Genomic DNA, 459 nt, shown 5'->3' on the forward strand with positions numbered 1-459 from the left:
CTGGATGGGCGCTGGGGCGATGACCTGTGCAACCCCGAAACCTTGAAGCTGCTGGGCGTACGCCTGGGCAGCGGCGTAGCCGCCGGCGCAGCGGCAGGGGCCGGGGTCGACTTGCTGGTTGGCGGGCTTACCCTGGGGGCAGCGGCACTGGCCGGGGCGCTGGCCGGCGGTGCGTTGCAGACGGCGCGCAACTATGGCGCGCGCTTGCTGGGCAAACTCAAGGGCAAGCGCGAGTTGACCGTGGACGATACGGTGGCCCTGGACAGCCGCGGGCATGCAGCGCAGTCCAGCAGCAGTGCGGCAATCAGGCGCTTGCCGCTGTGCTGGCGGGCCAGGCGTTGGGCCTGCTGGTCGTCGATCAGCCGTTGCAAGGCCGGGCGGGCGCTTTCCAGCAGCAGGGCCAGGCTTTCGTACAGGCGGCGTTCGCCGTCCTCGGGGGGGGCTACGCTGTCGAACCGT

At 71.0% G+C, this 459-nt stretch carries 1 protein-coding gene and 1 pseudogene; one reads left to right on the plus strand and one right to left on the minus strand.

Going from position 1 to position 459, the window contains the following annotated elements; translation table 11 throughout:
* Positions 1-282, plus strand: a pseudogene (locus GYA94_RS27440) (DUF3482 domain-containing protein); the annotation flags it as partial.
* On the opposite strand, the gene GYA94_RS28460 reads toward GYA94_RS27440, so the two are convergent.
* Complete coding sequence (locus GYA94_RS28460) at positions 192-416, minus strand: DUF3482 domain-containing protein (RefSeq protein ID WP_308936453.1); 225 nt, start codon at positions 414-416, stop codon at positions 192-194. The pseudogene GYA94_RS27440 and the gene GYA94_RS28460 overlap by 91 nt on opposite strands.
* Positions 417-459: the final 43 nt, after the last annotated feature.

This window comes from Pseudomonas juntendi (assembly GCF_009932375.1).
Lineage (GTDB): Bacteria > Pseudomonadota > Gammaproteobacteria > Pseudomonadales > Pseudomonadaceae > Aquipseudomonas > Aquipseudomonas juntendi.